The organism is Aestuariimicrobium ganziense, from assembly GCF_015352975.1.
In the GTDB taxonomy this organism is placed as follows: domain Bacteria; phylum Actinomycetota; class Actinomycetes; order Propionibacteriales; family Propionibacteriaceae; genus Aestuariimicrobium; species Aestuariimicrobium ganziense.
Genome location: NZ_JACYIZ010000002.1, coordinates 417,024 through 433,961 on the forward strand (window position 1 = coordinate 417,024; position 16,938 = coordinate 433,961).

Below are 16,938 nucleotides of genomic sequence, written 5' to 3' on the forward strand. Positions count from 1 at the left end.
TGGGGCTTCAGGCCTGTGCTGCCGGGCGAGGCGCGGCATCGCGGCGATGGCGCTCGTCCTCACGCAGGCCCACCACGAAACCGGACCCCCAGGCCAGGTGCATGACCGCGAGGACGAACGGCAGTCGCGCCCGTACGGCCGCCGGCATCTGGCGAGGCATCGCGGCCGCACCGGCAACCACGCCGAGCAGGTACCCCAGCGGGACCAGCCAGCCCAGCAGCAGCCAGCGCGGGGTCCGGGGAACCAGCCCGACCAGTCCGGCGAGTTTGCCGACCGCCAGGCCGCCCACGAGTGCCGGCGGCGCCAGATAGCGCAGCGAGGCACTCTCGGGGTGGCGCCTGATCACCTCACGGCGCCACTGGCCGGTGCGGAAGAACTGCTTGGCCAGCGCCTTCACCGAACTGCGCGGTCGATAGACCACGCGCAGCGCCGGTGAGAACCAGACCTGCTCGCCGGCCTGTCGCAGTCGCAGGTTGAGTTCCCAGTCCTGGGCGCGCAGCAGGTCGGGGTCGTAGCCGCCGACCGCGACCAGGGCGTCGCGGCGGAACACACCGAGGAAGACCGAGTCGGCGGCGCCCTCGGGGGTGTCGTGCAGGTGGAACGCTCCGCCGCCGAGCCCCAACCGTGAGGTGTAGGCGATGGCGACGGCCTGTTGGAAGGCGGTGGTGCCCTGGGCGTCCATCAGCCCGCCGACGTTGGCGGCACCGGTGCGTTCGAGCAACTCGACGGCGGTGGTGATGTAGTCGGGGGCGAGTTCGCCGTGGGCGTCGACCCGCACGACGATCGGGTGCCTGGTGGCGGCGATGGCCAGGTTGAGCGCATCGGGCGTGGTGCCCGAGGGGTTGTCGACCACCCGGATGCGGGGGTCGTCGGCGGCGAGTTCGTCGGCGATCTCGCGGGTGCGGTCGGTGCTGGGCCCCACAGCCAGGACGATCTCGAGGTCACCGGCGTAGTGCTGGTCGAGCACGCCCTGCACCGAGGTGGCGAGGTGGGTCTGCTCGTTCAGCACGGGCATGATCACGCTCACCGGGGTCGTCATGGCGCTCATTGTCGCAGCGGCGCGGACGCCAGCGTCAAGCCGACGATCACGACACCGCGCAGACTTCGGCGAGGTCGTCGCTGGTGGGCGCCGGGGTGCCGTTGTCGTCGCGGGGGGTCGGCGTCGGGGTGGCCGCGGGCGCGGGGGCGGTGGTCGGCTGCTGGCTGTTCTGGGACGAGGGTGCGGGGGTGGGCGAGGCGGTCGCCGGGGTGCGGCCCTCGTCCAAGGCCTCGGACCGTTCGATCGCCGCCTTGACGGTGGCGTGGATGACGTCGAACTTGGGGTTGCCGGGGTAGACCAGCGGCGGGGTGAACGAGATCGACGCGATCGGCTTCTGGCGAGCCTTGACCGCCAGTTCGGTGAGCCGGTTGACGTCGGAGGGGCCGACGTCGGTCACCGCGATCTGCTTGCCGGCCGCGGCCACCTCGTTGAACTTCACCAGCACGGTGGTGGGGTTCAGTTGGTGCAGCATGGCGCTCATCACGCACTTCTGGCGGGCCATCCGTTCGAAGTCGGTCGATCCCTCACGCGAACGGGCGAACCACAGCGCGTGGTAGCCGTCGAGGTGCACATTGCGACCGGGCTCGATCCAGCCGAAGATCTTGGACGAGCCGCCGCCGATCGGCACCCGCTTGCCGATGTCGAGCCGGATGCCGCCGAGCGCGTCGACCAGGCTCGAGAAGCCGGCCAGGTCGACCATCGCGTAGTAGTTGATCTCGAGGCCCAGGGTCTCTTCGACGGCCTCCTTCGTGGCCTGCACGCCCGGGTCCTTGACGCCCGGGTAGCGGTCGGCATGCTCCTGGCCGAGCAGGTAGACCGCGTTGAGCATGCAGGAGTGGTCGTCGCAGGAATAGCCGTTGGGGTACAGGTCGTGCAGCGGCGAGTCGGCCGGGAAGCGGACGTCCTCGAGGTTGCGGGGCAGGCTGAACAGCACGGTGCGTCCGCTCTCGGCGTCGACCGAGGCGACGTGGATCGAGTCGGGACGAAGCCCGTCGCGGTTGGCACCGGCATCGCCACCGAGCAGCAGGATGTTGTAGCGGCCGGCGTTCTGCTTGGCGTTGCCGCCGCCACCGAGCACGGACGAGAACAGGTCACCCTGGGCGCGGGCGATGTTGCCGGCACCGATCGAGGCGGCGAGCACGGCCACCGCGACCGCCAGCGCCGACAGCGTGGTCGCCCAGCCGCCGCGTCGTCCCAGGCTGCCCGGGCGAGCCAACCTCAGCGAGTCGAGCAGCAGCAGCGCCCACCCGGCGCCCAGCACCCACAGCACGGGCTGCAGGGCCTTGAGGATCCAGCCGGTGGTGGCCACGGTGACCACCGCACCCCGGGCGACGAACAGGCCCACCCCGGCCAGCAGCAGCACCGCCCAGACCAGACCGACGACCCGCAGCCCGAGCACGCCGAGACGCCGGTTCCCGGCGACCAGTTGCACCGAGCCGGGCAGCACCGCCGAGCCGAGCAGGTAGCCGATCCCACGGCGCAGGCGAACGCCTCGGGCCCGCTGGGCGGCGGTGAGCGAGGGCAGGGACGAGGGGGAAGGCACGAGGACTGCGGCCTTTCGGGCGGGGAAGGAGCCGAACGGGTTCCCCCAGTATCACCAGCCCGGCCCGCCCGATGCTGGCAGGCACGCCGTGGAACGGCCGGGTAGCGTTGAGGCCGATGAACGCGACCCCAGACCCGCGCAGGCGCCCTGACGGCGCCCGCGAGGACGACCTCGACTGGCTCTACTCCGACCAGCGCCGGGCCGTGCCCGGTGAGCAGGCCGACCCGCCGACCCGGGTGGACCAGCCGCCACTCGACCGGACCAGGGTTGACCAGGCCGGAGTCGAGCAGGGCAGGGTCGCCGGCCCGCCGCCGGCAAGCCGCAGGCCCGCCGCGCAGCAGGGTCGCCGCTCGCAGCCGTCCTCGCGTGACCGTCGTCGCGACCAGGGCGCTCCCCCGCCGCCCGCTGGGACCGAGCAGGAACCTCGCCCCACCCAGCGGCGGCGCCGTCGTCGCGGTGGCGTCGGCCGGTTCATCGCGCTGCTGCTGGTGCTGGTCGTCCTCTGGTTGGTGGGCGTGCCGCTGTTCCACCTGGCTCGCGCCGGGTCGGTCGATGCGAGCCCCGGGGGCAGTCGTCCCGCCGATCAACCGGGCACCGCGATCCTGCTGACCGGCACCGATGATCGTCCCGGTGCCGAGGGTGCTCGCACCGACACGATGATGATCCTGTTCATCCCCGACGAGGGGAAGCCGGCGCTGATCAGCCTGCCTCGCGACTCCTACGTCCAGATCCCCGGCAAGGGCTCCAACAAGCTCAACGCCGCCTACGCCTTCGGCGGGCCGAAGCTGCTGGTGCAGACCGTCGAGGCCAACACCGGGTTGCGGATCGACGGCTACCTGCAGATCGGCATGGCCGCCTTCCCACGGATGGTCGACGCCGTCGGCGGCATCGAGGTCTGCCTCGACAAGCCCATGAAGGACCGCGACTCCAAGGCCGACTTCCCCGCCGGCTGCCAGCAGATGGACGGCAAGGACGCACTCGCCTACACCCGGATGCGCAAGGCAGACCCCAAGGGTGACTTGGGTCGGATCGAGCGCCAGCGCGAGGTGATCGGCAAGGTGGTCGACAAGGCGGTCAGCCCCGCCACCCTGCTGCCCAACCGGTACTGGGCGCTCAACTCCGCCGGCGCCGACCTGGTCACCAAGTCGTCCGACACCTCGACCGGCGAACTCGCCCGGGCAGCGCTCGCCTTCCGCACGATCAGCAGCGGCGGGGGCATCAGCATGACCGTGCCGATCGCCAACGCCGACGCGCACACCTCGGCTGGGTCGAGCGTGCTGTGGGACGAGGCGCTGGCGAAGCGGATGTTCGCCGACCTGGCCCGCGGCGACACCTCCAAGCTGACCAGCTACCAGCGCTGAATCCCCTCGGGCATGGCCTGCGGGCAACGGCTCATGCGCGAAGTGGGCTCGATAGGCTCGTGGGCATGACCACCGACCCCATCTGGCTTCCCTGGCAGGGCGCCCTGCCGCCCCGCGCGCACCTCACCACCGACGCCCCGGTGACCTCGCTCGATGGCGACTGGGCCTTCCGTTGGCTGCCCTCGCCGAGCCGGGCCACCCTCGGCTTCGAGGCGCCCGACTTCGACGACGCCGCCTGGGACCAGTTGGCGGTGCCGTCGTGCTGGCAGATGGTCGATCCCGCCGGTGCCGCACCGTACGGTCGTCCCGCCTACACCAACGTGCTCTACCCGATCCCGGTGCCGGCGGCCGGTGGCCAGCCGTTCGTCCCCGACGACAACCCCACCGGTGAGTACCGGCGGCGGTTCACCGTGCCCGCCGCGCACGACGGCATGCGCACGTGGCTGCGGTTCGAGGGCGTCGACTCGAAGTTCTGGGTGTGGGTCAACGGCACCGAGATCGGCTGGTCGAAGGGTTCGCGGCTGACCACCGAGTTCGACATCACCGATGCCCTGGTCGAGGGCGAGAACACCCTGGCCGTGCGCGTGCAGCAGTGGTCGGAGGCCACCTTCCTCGAAGACCAGGACATGTGGTGGATGTCGGGCATCTACCGCTCGGTGAGCCTGCTCGGTCGTCCGCAGTACGGGGTGGACGACGTGTTCGTCCATGCCGACTACGACCACAACTCGGGCTCGGGAGAGTTGCGGGTCGACGTGACCCGCGGTGGCGAGCCGGTGCTGGCGCGGGTGTCGGTGCCCGAACTCGCCCTGCACGACGTGGCTGCCAACCAGACCCACCACCTCGCCTCGGTGCAGCCGTGGACCGCCGAGACGCCGCGACTGTACGACCTGACCGTGGCCACCGACTCAGAGCAGGTGAGCCTGCGGATCGGGTTCCGCCGGGTGTGGATCGACGGCGACAGGATCATGGTCAATGGCCGCAACATCTCGCTGCGAGGGGTGAACCGGCACGAGTGGCATCCCGAGCGCGGCCGCACCATGGACGACGAGACCATGCTGCGCGACGTGCTCTTGATGAAGCAGCACAACATCAATGCCGTGCGCACCTCGCACTACCCGCCGGATGCCCGGTTCCTCGACCTGTGCGACGAGTACGGCCTGTGGGTCATGCTCGAGTGCGACCTCGAGACCCACGGCTTCCAGTTGGGTGGCTGGGAGGCCAACCCGCCGGCGGACGAGCGCTGGACGCCGCAGCTGGTCAACCGGATGCAGCGCACCGTCGAGCGTGACAAGAACCATGCCTCGATCATCAGTTGGTCGCTGGGCAACGAGTCCGACACCGGTGCGGGGCTGGCCACGATGGCCGAGTGGACCCGCCGGCGCGACCCCGACCGGTTCATCCATTACGAGGGTGACCGGGCCGTGGAGTACACCGACGTGCTCAGCCAGATGTACACCTCGATCCCGACCACCGAGATCATCGGAAGCCGGGCTCCGCTGACCGACGAGGCCAGGTCGACCATGTGGCGTAGTCAGGACGAGTTCACGCCGCGCCAGTACAGCGTGCCGTTCGTGCTGTGCGAGTACGGCCACGCCATGGGCAACGGTCCCGGTGAGCTGGCCGACTACCAGAACCTGTTCGACACCCTCGAGCCGCTCAACGGTGGTTTCATCTGGGAGTGGATCGACCACGGTGTCGCCACCGGCGGCCAGGTCGGACGACGTGGCAGCGACGAGGGCGCCGACTACTACTACGGCGGCGACTTCGGTGAGGAGTTGCACGACGGCAACTTCATCGCCGACGGCCTGCTGCTGCCCGACCGGACCCCGTCGCCCGGACTGCTCGAGTTCAAGGGCGTGATCGCGCCGTTCAAGATCGCGATCGGGCCTGAAGGCATCTCGGTGACCTCGATGCTGAGCTTCGCCGACTCGTCCAGCCACCGGTTCGCCTGGTCGCTCAGCGAGGACGGCGAGGTCGTGGCCGAGGGTGCCCTCGAGGTGCCAGTGGTCGAGGCCGAGCAGACCGTCTCGGTGGCGCTGCCCGAGCTGCCCGAGGGACAGGGCGGCGAGCGGTGGCTGACCGTGACCGCGTCGTTGTCGGTCGACACGCCGTGGGCCGAGGCCGGCCACGAAGTGGCGGTCGGCCAGGGTCAGCTGGATGCTGGTCGTCCGGTGGCTGTCGGTGAGGGCGAGGCTGTTGCCGTGGCATCGGACGCTGACGGCCACACCCTGGGCGGGGCGCGCTTCGACCGGTCGGGACGACTGGTGGAACTGTTCGGGACGGCTGTCTCGGGCCCTGAGCTCGACCTGTTCCGGGCACCGACCGACAACGACCGGCTGGGCTGGGCTCCGGGTCGCGAGACGCACTTGGGCACGTTGTGGAAGAAGGCCGGCCTGGATCGGCTGCACTTCACCACCGAGTCGGTCGAGGCTGACGGCGAGACGCTCACCGTGGTCACCCGGACCGCACCGGCGGCCCTGGAGTTGGCCTACCGCACCACGTTCACCTGGCGAGGTGTCGGCGATGCGTTGCTGGTCGACGTCGAGACCGTGCCCGAGGGCGACTGGCCGCTGGTGATGCCTCGCGTCGGTCTGCGTTGGAGCGTGCCGAGCGAGTGGGAGCGGCTGACCTGGTTCGGGCTCGGCCCGGGCGAGAGCTACCGCGACAGCACCGCCGCCGTGCAGATCGGGCGCTGGAGCGCCGGTGTGGACGAGTTGCAGACCCGCTACACCCGGCCGCAGTCGAACGGCAACCGGTCGCAGGTGCGCTGGGCCGAGGTCTCGTCCACGGGTGGGCAGGGCGTACGGATCACCGCCGAGCGCCCATTCGACATCTCGCTGAAGCCGTGGACCGAGAAGGCGATCGCCGCAGCGGCCCACCCCAGCGAGATCGAGCGGGACGAGGTCAACTGGTTGCACGTCGATCTGGCCCAGGCCTCGATCGGCTCGGCCGCCTGTGGTCCGTTCCCGCTGCCGAAGTACTGGCTGAGGCCCGAGCCGATGCGGCTCTCGCTGCGGATCGACCCGATCGCCAGCTGACCTCAGCTGTTGAAGCTGCGGACCGCCTCACCCTTGGCGGCGGCGGTCTCGCGCAGGCTCTCCTGGAACGCCACCATCCGCGCGGTCAGTTCTTCGTCCCCGGTGGCGAGGATCCGCACCGCGAGCAGGCCGGCGTTGCGGGCGTTGGCGACCCCAACCGTGGCCACGGGCACCCCCGCGGGCATCTGGACGATCGAGAGCAGCGAATCCATGCCGTCGAGGTGCTTCAGCGGCACCGGCACGCCGATCACCGGCAGCGGGGTGAGCGAGGCCAGCATGCCGGGCAGGTGGGCGGCTCCCCCGGCGCCGGCGATGATCACCTCGAGGCCGCGGCGGTGGGCCATGCGTCCGTACGAGACCATCTCCTCGGGCATCCGGTGCGCCGAGACCACGTCGGCCTCGACGGCGATGTCGAACTCGCGCAGGACCGCGGCGGCGGGCTCCATGGTGGGCCAGTCGGAGTCGGACCCCATCACCAGTCCCACGCGGGGACGACGGGCGCCGGAGCGATCCGAGTGGCGAGGTGTGGGCTCAAGCATCAGGGTCTCCCATCAGGTAGCCGGCCGCGTGCCGGGCTCGGCGCAGGGTCTGGTCGAGGTCTCGTCCCAGGCAGGTGACGTGGCCCACCTTTCGTCCGGGCTTGACGCTCTTGCCGTACAGGTGGACGCGCAGTTCACGATCGCGAGCGAAGCAGTGCTGCAGGGCGCCGGTCAGGTCGTCCTCGCTGCCACCGAGCACATTGGTCATCACCACGTGCGGGGCGCGCAGACCGGGTTCGCCCAGCGGCAGGTCGAGCACGGCCCGAAGGTGGTTCTCGAACTGGCTGGTGTGGGCGCCGTCGATCGTCCAGTGGCCGGTGTTGTGCGGACGCATCGCCAACTCGTTGACCACGACGTGCCCGTCTCGGCGCTGCATCAACTCCACCGCCAGCAGGCCGACGACCTCGAGTTCCTGGGCGATGCGCAGGGCGAGGTGCTGGGCCTCGAGCGCCTGGTCGTCGGTGAGCCCGGGGGCGGGGGTGATCGTCTCGACGCAGATGCCGCCACGCTGGGTCGACTCGCTGATCGGGTAGGCGACGGCCTGACCCGATGGTGAGCGGACGACCAGCGCCGACAGTTCGCGCCTGAAGTCGATGAACTCCTCGGCGATGATCTGGACGCCCTCGCGGCTGATCGTCCCGCCGTCGACGGTCGAGGTCGGGCGGGCGAGTTCCTCGAAGGGAATGTCGGCCTGGTCAGGGCTGTCGATCTTCCAGACGCCCTTGCCGTCGTAGCCACCCCGGCTGGTCTTGGCGATCACCGGCCACCCCGTGCGCTCGCCGAAGGCGCGCAGGGCGTCGGCGTCTGCGACCACCTCGTGGGCTGGGCAGGGGGCATCCATGGCGGTGAGCCGCGCGCGCATGACTGCCTTGTCCTGGGCGTGGACGAGGGCTTTCGGGCCGGGGCGGACCGCGACCCCGGCGGCCTCGACCGCCTCGAGGATGGCGGTGGGCACGTGCTCGTGGTCGAAGGTGATCACGTCGCAGTCCTTGGCGAACGCCAGCACCGTGTCAAGGTGGGCGTAGTCGCCGACGGTGACGTCGTGGACGACCTGGGCGGCGGAGACGTCGGGCCCTTCGGCGAGCAGGCGGATGGTGATGCCGAGCCCGATCGATGCCTGGTGCATCATCCGGGCCAGTTGGCCGCCGCCGATGATGCCGATGGTGTAGCGCCCGGTCACACGCTGACCCTAGCAAGGGGCGAAGGGGGGATTCAGTGCTCGATCACCGCACGCGATTCGGCGGTCGACTTGGTGCGGGTGCGTGCGACCATGGCTGTCATGGGTCTTGATCGCAGGTTGTTGGGCAACGACGAGCACGAGGTGCGCCACATGCGCACCCACGGCAAGGCGCTGCTGGTGCCGGGGCTGGTGTTCGTCCTGCTGGCGGTGCTGATGGGCACGGTGCTGGCGCTGCTGCCGACCTCGTGGGGCTGGATCGGCGACGCGGTGGTGGTCGGGCTGGTCGTGATCGCCATGATCGTGTTCTGCCTGGTGCCGTTCCTTCGCTGGCTGACCAGCACCTACACCCTGACCGACCGTCGGATCATCACCCGCAAGGGAGTGCTCAACAAGACCGGTCACGACCTGCCGCTGCGGCGCATCAACAACGTCTCCTACGAGCGCAGCCTGCTCGATCGGATGCTGGGCTGCGGCTCGCTGGTGCTGACCACGGCCGCCGAGACCCCGGTGGTGCTGCGTGACGTGCCCGACGTCGAGCGGGTGCACGTGCTGATGACCGAACTGCTGTTCGGGACGCACGAGTTGTCGAACGACGACGGTGTGCAGCGTCCCGGTGAGCTGGACGACCCCGACGACCCCGATCGTGGCGATGCCCGCCTGGGGCGCGGCCGGGTCGCCGACGACGACTGAGGTTCTGGCATCCACCTTCCCCCGTCCATCTGACTCGATGGACACCGGTGGCTCCCCGCGGTTTGTGGCGTGAAACGACTCGTCAATCAGTGATTTCGCGCCACGAATCACTGCGTGGGTGCTCAGCCCACCCCAACCCCACCGGTTTGTGGCGTGAAACGACTCGTCCATCAGTGATTTCGCGCCACCAATCACTGAGGCGCACTCGGACCACCCCGGCCCCCACGGGTTTGTGGCGTGAAGTGACGCGTCAAACAGCGATTTCCCGCCACAAACTGGGGTGGCCCCCCAACTCGATCACCACGTGGGACGATCCACCGCTTGGGCACCGCCACGAGAGTTGTCCACAGCTTCGAAACTGGTTGGCGCTTCCAGGCTCGCCGCCTCCCAGAGTGTGGGCATGCGAGCTGCCAAGAACCCCGGTCCTGAGCTCATCAGCCTGTTGCGAGCACAGGCGGGAGTCGCCACCACGCGTCAGCTGCGCGACAAGGGCTTCGGCCCGTCCAGCACCAAACGATGGGTGGACGCCCGCGGCTGGGTCGATCTGGGACGAGGCGTGTTCGCGGACTCGTCCCCCAGCTTCACCGGCCTCTGCTGGGCCGGAGTTCTGCTCGCAGGACCCGATGCCATCGTCGGCGGCGACGCGGCCCTGCACCTTCACGGGCTGGGCCCTCGACCGCAGGTGATCGACATCCACGCCAGCGATCTCGTCCACCGGGTTCATCAGCCTGAGCACTGGAGGTTCAGGCGGATCCCTCAGCTCGGATCGGGCACTCCTCCGCGTGCCAATCCTGGTGTGGCCTTCCTCGATCATCTCGACGCTGTCCAGGACGAAGGTGACGTCATCACCAAACTGGCTGAGCTGCTCCACCAGCGCCATGATCTGCGCCGCTACCTCGCCCACCTCGTCCGGGAGCGCACCAGGCAACGCCATCGTGGGCTGCTGAGGGAGTTGCTCGAGGGGACGATGGTGGGCATCGCAAGCCCCTTGGAGCTGCGCTACCTCCGAATGGAGAGGTTGCATGGTCTCCCCGAGGGGAGTCGTCAGGCGAGTCTGGACGGCGGCCGGTTCGTGGACGTGCTCTATGAGAAGTACTCGCTGATCACCGAACTGGACGGGGCGGCCCACCACGGTGGCGCCAGGAATGCTCGTGATGCCAGGCGAGACCGACGGCATGCGCTTCAGGGCGCTCACACCAACCGGGTCACCTACGCCGATCTCGTGCCGAGTCACTGCGAGTTGGCGCGCGACACGGCCATGCTGCTGAGGCACCGCGGGTGGCCAGGCCCCGATGGACTGATCACGTGCGTCCACTGTCGCCGCTTGCCACAGTTCGAGGCGAGAGGCGACCAGGCCGCCTAGAGCGCCGGGCGCGGCCAGGAACGGCCGGGACCGGAGCGCGTGTCTGAGGTTGCCGTGTCTCACATGTGTCGGGACTTCGGTGTCTCACATGTCTCGGGACTTGTTGTGTCACCTGTGCCGGGACACCGACGCTGTTGGCCCTTGCCGCATCTTGTGCAGCGTCCAGGCCTCGCCCGACCCCGGGATTTGTGGCGCGGAATCACGGTCTGACAGCGCATTTCACGCCACAAACCGAGTCAGGCAGACGAGTGCCCCCAAGGCTCGCGTGATTCGTGGCGAGAAATCGCCGAATGACAGCGCGGTTCACGCCACAAACCGAGTCAGGTCGACCGCGGATCGGGGGCCCGGCGTGCCGCGGCTGGAGGCAGCGTCCGAGGCGACTGCGCTACCGCAGGTGGACGACGTCGCCTGCCGCGAAGGACTGCAGCCCCTGCGCCGTGCGCACCACCAGTCGTCCCTGCTCGTCGACGGACTCACCAACCCCCTCGACCACCTCGGACGCGCTCACGTGCACCCGCAGCGGAACCCCGAGTGACCCGCAGGCCTCGGTGTAGGCCTCGCGCAGGTGGCCGCGACGCTCCCACACCTCCAGCAGCCCCGCCAGCTCACCCACGACCGCCGCCACCACCTCCGACTTCGACGGCACGACGGCCTCGTCCGACCCCGCCGCCAACAGCAGCGACGTCGCGGTCGGCACCGGCAACTCGTCCGCCTGCATGGAGATGTTGATCCCGAAGCCGATCACCGCCGCCGGGCGACCGAGCACTCCGCCGTCGACCCGCTCGGCAAGGATCCCGCAGAGCTTCCCCGCCCCGACCCCACCGTCGCCAGCCACCAGCACGTCGTTCGGCCACTTCAACACCAGCCGCTCGGCCACCGAAGCCCCGACCACCGAGCCCAGCCCGCGCAACACCGCCACCCCGGTCACCAGCGGCAACCAGGTCCAGTCCAGGAACTCCCGCCCCGGCCACACCGCCACCGAGATCGCCAGCGAAGACCCGGGCGGCGCCGTCCAGGCCCGGTCGAAGCGGCCTCGTCCAGCGGTCTGGTGATCGGCCACCAGCACCCGCGCCACGGCCTCGTCCGCACCGGCCACCCAGCGCGCCAGATCGCGGTTGGTCGAGCCGGTCTCGGGCACCCACGAGACGTCCCAGCGCACCCCTGCCGCCCGCAACCGGGAGCGCAGGTCGCCCACGTCGAGAACCGCATCCCAAGCCACCCTCGCACCCTAGCCAAGCTGGGCTATCGTCGCCTGCATGGAGATCGACATCCACACCACGGCAGGCAAGATCGCCGACCTGGGACGCCGGATGAACGAGGCCGTCAACGCCGCGTCCCCCGAAGCCGTCGAGCGCCAGCACGCCAAGGGCAAGATGACCGCCCGCGAGCGCGTGCTCGCCCTGCTGGACGAGGGCAGCTTCGCCGAACTGGACGAGTTCTCCCGCCACCGCTCCACCGCCTTCGGCATGGAGAAGCGGCGTCCCTACGGCGACGGCGTGATCATCGGGGTGGGGTCGATCCACGGTCGTCCGGTCTGTGTGTTCAGCCAGGACGTGGCGATCTTCGGCGGCGCGCTGGGCCAGGTCTACGGCGAGAAGATCGTCAAGATCATCGACTTCGCGATCAAGACCGGCTGCCCGCTGATCGGCATCAACGAGGGCGGCGGTGCCCGCATCCAGGAGGGCGTGGTCTCGCTCGGCCTCTACGGCGAGATCTTCCGCCGCAACACCCACGCCTCGGGCGTCATCCCACAGATCTCGCTGATCATGGGGGCGGCGGCCGGCGGCCACGTCTACTCTCCCGCGCTCACCGACTTCATCGTGATGGTCGACCAGACCAGCCAGATGTTCATCACCGGCCCCGACGTGATCAAGACCGTCACCGGCGAGGACGTCACCCTCGAAGAACTCGGCGGCGGACGCACCCACTCGGTCAAGTCGGGCACCGCCCACTACCTGGCCGGCGACGAGCACGACGCGCTGGAGTACGTGCGCGACCTGCTCACCTATCTGCCGCAGAACAACCTCGAGGATCCCCCGATCTACGAGGACGAAGAGGTCGACCTCACCATCACCGACCACGACCGCAAGCTGGACGCGATCATCCCCGACTCGCCCAACCAGCCCTACGACATGCGCGAGGTCATCCACACCGTGCTGGACGACGACGAGTTCCTCGAGGTGCAGGAGCTCTATGCCGGCAACATCATCTGCGGTTTCGGACGGATCGAGGGCCGCTCGATCGGTGTGGTGGCCAACCAGCCCAGCGTGTTTGCCGGTTGCCTCGACATCAAGGCGTCGGAGAAGGCGGCCCGCTTCATTCGCACCTGCGACGCGTTCAACATCCCGGTGCTGACCTTCGTCGACGTGCCCGGTTTCCTGCCCGGCACCGAGCAGGAGTTCGACGGCATCATCCGTCGCGGCGCCAAGCTGATCTACGCCTACGCCGAGGCCACCGTGCCGCTGGTGACGGTGATCACCCGCAAGGCCTACGGCGGTGCCTACGACGTGATGGGCTCCAAGCACTTGGGCGCCGACATCAACCTGGCCTGGCCGACCGCCCAGATTGCGGTGATGGGTGCCGAGGGCGCGGTCAACATCCTCTACAAGCGCGAGTTGGCCGACCACGACGACCCGGTGGCCCGCCGCAAGGAACTGGTCAACGAGTACAACGACGAGCTGGCCAACCCCTACGTGGCCTCCGAGCGTGGCTACATCGACCAGGTGATCTACCCCCACGAGACCCGCGCCCAGATCATCCGCGTGCTGCGACTGCTGCGCACCAAGCGCGAGTCCCTGCCGCCCAAGAAGCACGGCAACATCCCGCTGTGATCGACAGTGAGTGAGCTGAGATGAGCGAACCGACGACACCCCGTGCGGACGAGCCGCAGCCTCGTCCCCCAATGGCGATCCGCGGCGGTGAGCCCACCGAGGACGAGCTCGCCGCGGTCACCGCGGTGCTGATGGCCGCGATGACCCCGGTCGAGCCCATCCGCAACACCGATCGTCCGCTCGCCGGAGGCTGGAAGTCGTACTACCGGGTGGTGCGCCGCGAGCACCGTCCCGGGCCGGGAGCCTGGCGGGTCAGCGGCCGCTGAGTGCGCTCGGCTTCGGGACGATGGCTCGTCCGCCCTCAGCGGAGCCAGCCTGAGGATTGCCTGTTCAGCGCCCGCGCGGACACCGATCTGTGCTGGAGTTGGGGTTGCCCGCGCACTCACGCGGGGCAGACAAGGAGACACCCACGATGACTGCTGTCAACGAGATCCTCACCCACGTCCCGCTGTCGCGGCTGGCCGCCGAACTGGGCACGGACGAGCAGACCGCTCGCTCCGCCGCCGAGACCGCCGCCGCTGAGCTGCTCGGTGGCCTGGCCAGCAACGCCCAGGACCCCAATGGTGAGGTGTCGCTGGCTGGAGCACTGCGCGACCACGCCGACAACAACCACCTGATCGATGCCGGCACCGCCGACCTCGGCCAGGTCGACCAGGCTGACGCCGCCAAGATCCTCGGTCACGTGTTCGGTGACACCGACGCCGTGGCCCTGGCCGCTGCCCAGCGTGCGGCCGGCGGGAACGTCGACCAGGACATGATGATGAAGGCACTGAAGTTCCTCGCCCCGATCGTGCTCGCCTACCTCGCCAAGAACCTGCAGGGCGGCAAGTACGGCGACATCCTGGGCGGCATCCTCGGTGGTGGCGCCGGTGGCAGCCAGTCCGCCGGTGGCGGCATCCTCGGCCAGATCCTCGGGGGTGTGCTCGGCGGTGGCCTGGGCGGCGCGCTCGGCGGTGGCGGTCTGGGCGGACAGCCCGAGACCCGCGCCCCGCACCAGCAGGCGCCGTCGAACCCGTTCGATCGTCCCGACAGCGGTGACGGTGGCCTGCGCATGGACGACGGCACTGGCGACGCCCGCTATCAGGAACAGGTGCGCGCCGACCAGCAGCAGCAGCCACAGTCGGGTGGCATCTTCGGCGACATCCTGGGCAAGATCTTCGGCCGCTGACAGCAGCCGGTAGACCTGCACCTCACTCGCTCCCCAGCCAGTCGGTTGGGGAGCGAGTGGCATTTCGTGGACGAGCCTTGGCTGATCGAGTAGGAGCGAGGGACGAGCGACGTGTCGAGATCACGAACCCACTTCAACCAACCGCTGGTTGAGGAGCCTGGGAGATCACGAGCGGGCGTCTCGAAACCCTCCCAGTAGCATCAGCGGCATGCGCGTCATCCTCGCCAGCAAGTCCCCCGCCCGGCTCGACACCCTGCGCAGCGCCGGCATCTACCCCGACGTCGTGGTCTCGGGCGTGGACGAGGAGGGCATCACCGCCGACACCATCCCCGAGCTGACCCGCGCGCGGGCTCAGCTCAAGGGGCAGGCGGTGCTCGGTCGACTCGAGCTCGACGAGGTGGTCGAGGCGGGCACCACCATCATCCTGGCCTGCGACTCCCTGCTCGAGGTGGCCGGACAGACCTTCGGCAAGCCCGGCACCGAGGCGGCGGCGATCGCCCGCTGGTACCGGCTGCGCGGCCAGCGCGGCATTCTGCACACTGGCCACCACGTGATCGTGGTCGCAGGCGACGGATCGAGCCAGTCGGCGACGCGGGTGGCCTCGACCACGGTCACCTTCGCCGACCTGACCGACGCCGAGATCGCCGCCTACGCCGCCACTGGGGAACCCCAGCGGGTAGCCGGTGCGTTCACCCTCGACGGCCACGGCGGCGCTTTTGTCACCCGGATCGAGGGTGACCCGCACAACGTGGTCGGCATCAGCCTGCCGTTGGTGCGCCAGATGCTGCTCGACCTGGGCATCAGCTGGACGTCGCTGTGGGCGCCGATCGTCCCCCGTGAGGACGACTGAGACCGCGCGGCTGAGCGGATCTCCCAGCACCGTCGAGCGCGTGCTTGAGTCGAGGGAAGTCTTCTTCTGAGCAGTTGAGGTGGATGTCGCGAGGGACGATTGTCGGGTCCTCCGTGTGGACGCGCACGGCCATGCTGCCGTCGAGGAGGGGATCGATGCCCAAGCCAAGGCAGATGCCGATCACCTCGTTGGCGAAGGTGAGCAAGCGGTTGTATCGCCCATCGTCGGAGATCTCGGGAACCGTGTAGCTGTGTTCGGCCAGGGTCACGTTCAAGTGCTTGCCAGAGGCAGGCCGGTCTGCGTGGTCGTCATCGTCCGGCCAGGCTGTCGACCGCGGAGCGGATGCCGCCGGGGTCACCGGCTCGTCCGGGGTCGGGCGGGAACATCGTCAACACCTCGGCTCCCTCGGCCACCGCAGCCCCCGACAACGCTGCGACCAGCGCGATCCGGAGGTCTCCCTCGGCTTCTGCCAGCAGTTCGGCGCACCGCGCCTCGTCCAAGCCGGACGCTTGCACCAGCAGGTTGACGGTGCGGCGACGCAGCTTGGCGTTGGTCGCCACCACGTTGACCATCAGGTTCGACAAGGTCTTGCCCAGCCGCACCATGGTCGCGGTCGAGAAGGTGTTGAGCACCAGCTTCTGGGCAGTGGCGGCCTTCATCCGGGTCGAGCCGGTGACCACCTCAGGCCCAGTGTCGGGCAAGATCGCGACGTCGGCCAGGTCGCTCAGCGTCGCGGCCGGGTTGGACGAGACCAGCACCGTCGGCAGCCCTAGTTCGCGCGCCCTCTGCAGAGCACCGCGGACGAACGGGGTGCGTCCACTGGCGGCGATCCCGACCACCAGGTCGTGTGGTCCGGCGTCGGCGATGGCCTCGGCTCCGAGCGCCGGGTCGTCCTCGGCGCCCTCGACCGCACGCAGCATCGCCGCCTCTCCCCCAGCCAGGTGCGCCACCACCTGGTCGTCGTCCACCCCGTAGGTGGGGAACAACTCCACCGCGTCGAGCACACCGAGTCGTCCCGACGTGCCGGCGCCGACGTAGTGCAGTCGACCACCGGCTGAGAGGCTGGCCACGGCCAGGTCGACCGCCGCCGCAATCTGGTCAGCCACCGCCGCCACCGCAGGCTGCACGACGGCATCAGCAGCCACGATCAGCGCCACCACCCCAGCGGAATCGAGGGTGTCGATCGCGGTGGTGTCAGGGTTGCGCTGCTCGGTGGTCCAAGTCAGGGGTTCGGCATCGGTCACGGGGCCCATTGTGGCGGCTCAGTTCTGCTGAGATAGGGACGCCGGCTCAACCAACCTGCCGTACGGAGCGGTTGGTGCCGCATTCGTCGACA

At 69.5% G+C, this 16,938-nt stretch carries 14 protein-coding genes; 8 read left to right on the forward strand and 6 right to left on the reverse strand.

Translation table 11 applies throughout. From position 1 onward, the window contains the following. Window positions 1–7: 7 nt before the first annotated feature. Both IE660_RS05685 and IE660_RS05690 read right to left on the reverse strand, forming a co-directional pair. Window positions 8–1,048, reverse strand: coding sequence for a glycosyltransferase family 2 protein (locus tag IE660_RS05685; RefSeq protein WP_203567347.1), 1,041 nt, complete (start codon window positions 1,046–1,048; stop codon window positions 8–10). A gap of 37 nt (window positions 1,049–1,085) precedes the next feature. Beyond that, complete coding sequence (locus IE660_RS05690) at window positions 1,086–2,582, reverse strand: LCP family protein (RefSeq protein ID WP_203567348.1); 1,497 nt, start codon at window positions 2,580–2,582, stop codon at window positions 1,086–1,088. A 116-nt stretch (window positions 2,583–2,698) separates the two neighbouring features. Here IE660_RS05690 and IE660_RS05695 point away from each other — a divergent pair, with 116 nt between their 5' ends. Continuing rightward, window positions 2,699–3,943 (forward strand): LCP family protein, encoded by a 1,245-nt coding sequence (locus IE660_RS05695; RefSeq protein ID WP_203567349.1) that lies wholly within the window; start codon window positions 2,699–2,701, stop codon window positions 3,941–3,943. 65 nt (window positions 3,944–4,008) lie between these two features. Continuing rightward, window positions 4,009–6,981 carry a glycoside hydrolase family 2 TIM barrel-domain containing protein gene (locus IE660_RS05700; protein ID WP_203567350.1) on the forward strand — a complete coding sequence of 991 codons (2,973 nt, stop codon included), beginning with the start codon at window positions 4,009–4,011 and terminating at the stop codon, window positions 6,979–6,981. A gap of 2 nt (window positions 6,982–6,983) precedes the next feature. Here the strand turns inward: IE660_RS05700 and purE are convergent, their stop codons facing one another. Beyond that, a complete protein-coding gene (gene purE / locus IE660_RS05705) occupies window positions 6,984–7,520 on the reverse strand; it encodes a 5-(carboxyamino)imidazole ribonucleotide mutase (protein ID WP_203567351.1) in 537 nt (178 codons plus the stop codon). Next, window positions 7,513–8,649, reverse strand: a complete 1,137-nt coding sequence (locus IE660_RS05710) for a 5-(carboxyamino)imidazole ribonucleotide synthase (RefSeq protein WP_207730994.1) — start codon at window positions 8,647–8,649, stop codon at window positions 7,513–7,515. The genes purE and IE660_RS05710 overlap by 8 nt, the downstream gene beginning before the upstream one ends. A gap of 150 nt (window positions 8,650–8,799) precedes the next feature. Between IE660_RS05710 and IE660_RS05715 the strand changes: the two genes are divergently transcribed. After that, window positions 8,800–9,390: a PH domain-containing protein gene (locus IE660_RS05715; RefSeq protein ID WP_203567353.1), complete on the forward strand. Its 591-nt coding sequence runs from the start codon at window positions 8,800–8,802 to the stop codon at window positions 9,388–9,390. Between the two features lie 400 nt (window positions 9,391–9,790). Beyond that, on the forward strand, window positions 9,791–10,753 hold the full coding sequence (locus IE660_RS05720) for a DUF559 domain-containing protein (protein WP_203567354.1): 963 nt from the start codon (window positions 9,791–9,793) through the stop codon (window positions 10,751–10,753). A 385-nt stretch (window positions 10,754–11,138) separates the two neighbouring features. Here the strand turns inward: IE660_RS05720 and IE660_RS05725 are convergent, their stop codons facing one another. Then, window positions 11,139–11,972 (reverse strand): biotin--[acetyl-CoA-carboxylase] ligase, encoded by an 834-nt coding sequence (locus tag IE660_RS05725; RefSeq protein WP_328701857.1) that lies wholly within the window; start codon window positions 11,970–11,972, stop codon window positions 11,139–11,141. Window positions 11,973–12,009: 37 nt separating this feature from the next. Here IE660_RS05725 and IE660_RS05730 point away from each other — a divergent pair, with 37 nt between their 5' ends. From IE660_RS05730 to IE660_RS05745, 4 genes are all read left to right on the forward strand, one after another. Beyond that, entirely contained in the window at window positions 12,010–13,584 is a 1,575-nt protein-coding gene (locus tag IE660_RS05730) for an acyl-CoA carboxylase subunit beta (protein ID WP_203567355.1), read from the forward strand. Window positions 13,585–13,604: 20 nt separating this feature from the next. After that, window positions 13,605–13,850 carry an acyl-CoA carboxylase subunit epsilon gene (locus IE660_RS05735; protein ID WP_235997042.1) on the forward strand — a complete coding sequence of 82 codons (246 nt, stop codon included), beginning with the start codon at window positions 13,605–13,607 and terminating at the stop codon, window positions 13,848–13,850. A gap of 146 nt (window positions 13,851–13,996) precedes the next feature. After that, the gene (locus IE660_RS16135) at window positions 13,997–14,752 is read left to right on the forward strand and encodes a DUF937 domain-containing protein (RefSeq protein ID WP_203567356.1); all 756 of its coding nucleotides are present in this window, start codon (window positions 13,997–13,999) and stop codon (window positions 14,750–14,752) included. A gap of 208 nt (window positions 14,753–14,960) precedes the next feature. After that, complete coding sequence (locus IE660_RS05745; RefSeq protein WP_203567357.1) at window positions 14,961–15,602, forward strand: Maf family protein; 642 nt, start codon at window positions 14,961–14,963, stop codon at window positions 15,600–15,602. Window positions 15,603–15,910: 308 nt separating this feature from the next. On the opposite strand, the gene IE660_RS05750 is transcribed toward IE660_RS05745, so the two are convergent. Continuing rightward, window positions 15,911–16,846 carry an N-acetylmuramic acid 6-phosphate etherase gene (locus tag IE660_RS05750; RefSeq protein ID WP_328701858.1) on the reverse strand — a complete coding sequence of 312 codons (936 nt, stop codon included), beginning with the start codon at window positions 16,844–16,846 and terminating at the stop codon, window positions 15,911–15,913. Window positions 16,847–16,938: the final 92 nt, after the last annotated feature.

Excerpts from the sequence above, each read along its gene's own strand:
- IE660_RS05695 (WP_203567349.1), top strand. The coding sequence starts at position 2,699 with ATGAACGCGACCCCAGACCCGCGCAGGCGCCCTGACGGCGCCCGCGAG.
- IE660_RS16135 (WP_203567356.1), top strand. The coding sequence starts at position 13,997 with ATGACTGCTGTCAACGAGATCCTCACCCACGTCCCGCTGTCGCGGCTG.
- IE660_RS05735 (WP_235997042.1), top strand. The coding sequence starts at position 13,605 with ATGAGCGAACCGACGACACCCCGTGCGGACGAGCCGCAGCCTCGTCCC.
- IE660_RS05715 (WP_203567353.1), top strand. The coding sequence starts at position 8,800 with ATGGGTCTTGATCGCAGGTTGTTGGGCAACGACGAGCACGAGGTGCGC.
- IE660_RS05710 (WP_207730994.1), bottom strand. The coding sequence starts at position 8,649 with ATGATGCACCAGGCATCGATCGGGCTCGGCATCACCATCCGCCTGCTC.
- IE660_RS05700 (WP_203567350.1), top strand. The coding sequence starts at position 4,009 with ATGACCACCGACCCCATCTGGCTTCCCTGGCAGGGCGCCCTGCCGCCC.
- IE660_RS05685 (WP_203567347.1), bottom strand. The coding sequence starts at position 1,048 with ATGAGCGCCATGACGACCCCGGTGAGCGTGATCATGCCCGTGCTGAAC.
- IE660_RS05745 (WP_203567357.1), top strand. The coding sequence starts at position 14,961 with ATGCGCGTCATCCTCGCCAGCAAGTCCCCCGCCCGGCTCGACACCCTG.
- IE660_RS05730 (WP_203567355.1), top strand. The coding sequence starts at position 12,010 with ATGGAGATCGACATCCACACCACGGCAGGCAAGATCGCCGACCTGGGA.
- purE (WP_203567351.1), bottom strand. The coding sequence starts at position 7,520 with ATGCTTGAGCCCACACCTCGCCACTCGGATCGCTCCGGCGCCCGTCGT.
- IE660_RS05720 (WP_203567354.1), top strand. The coding sequence starts at position 9,791 with ATGCGAGCTGCCAAGAACCCCGGTCCTGAGCTCATCAGCCTGTTGCGA.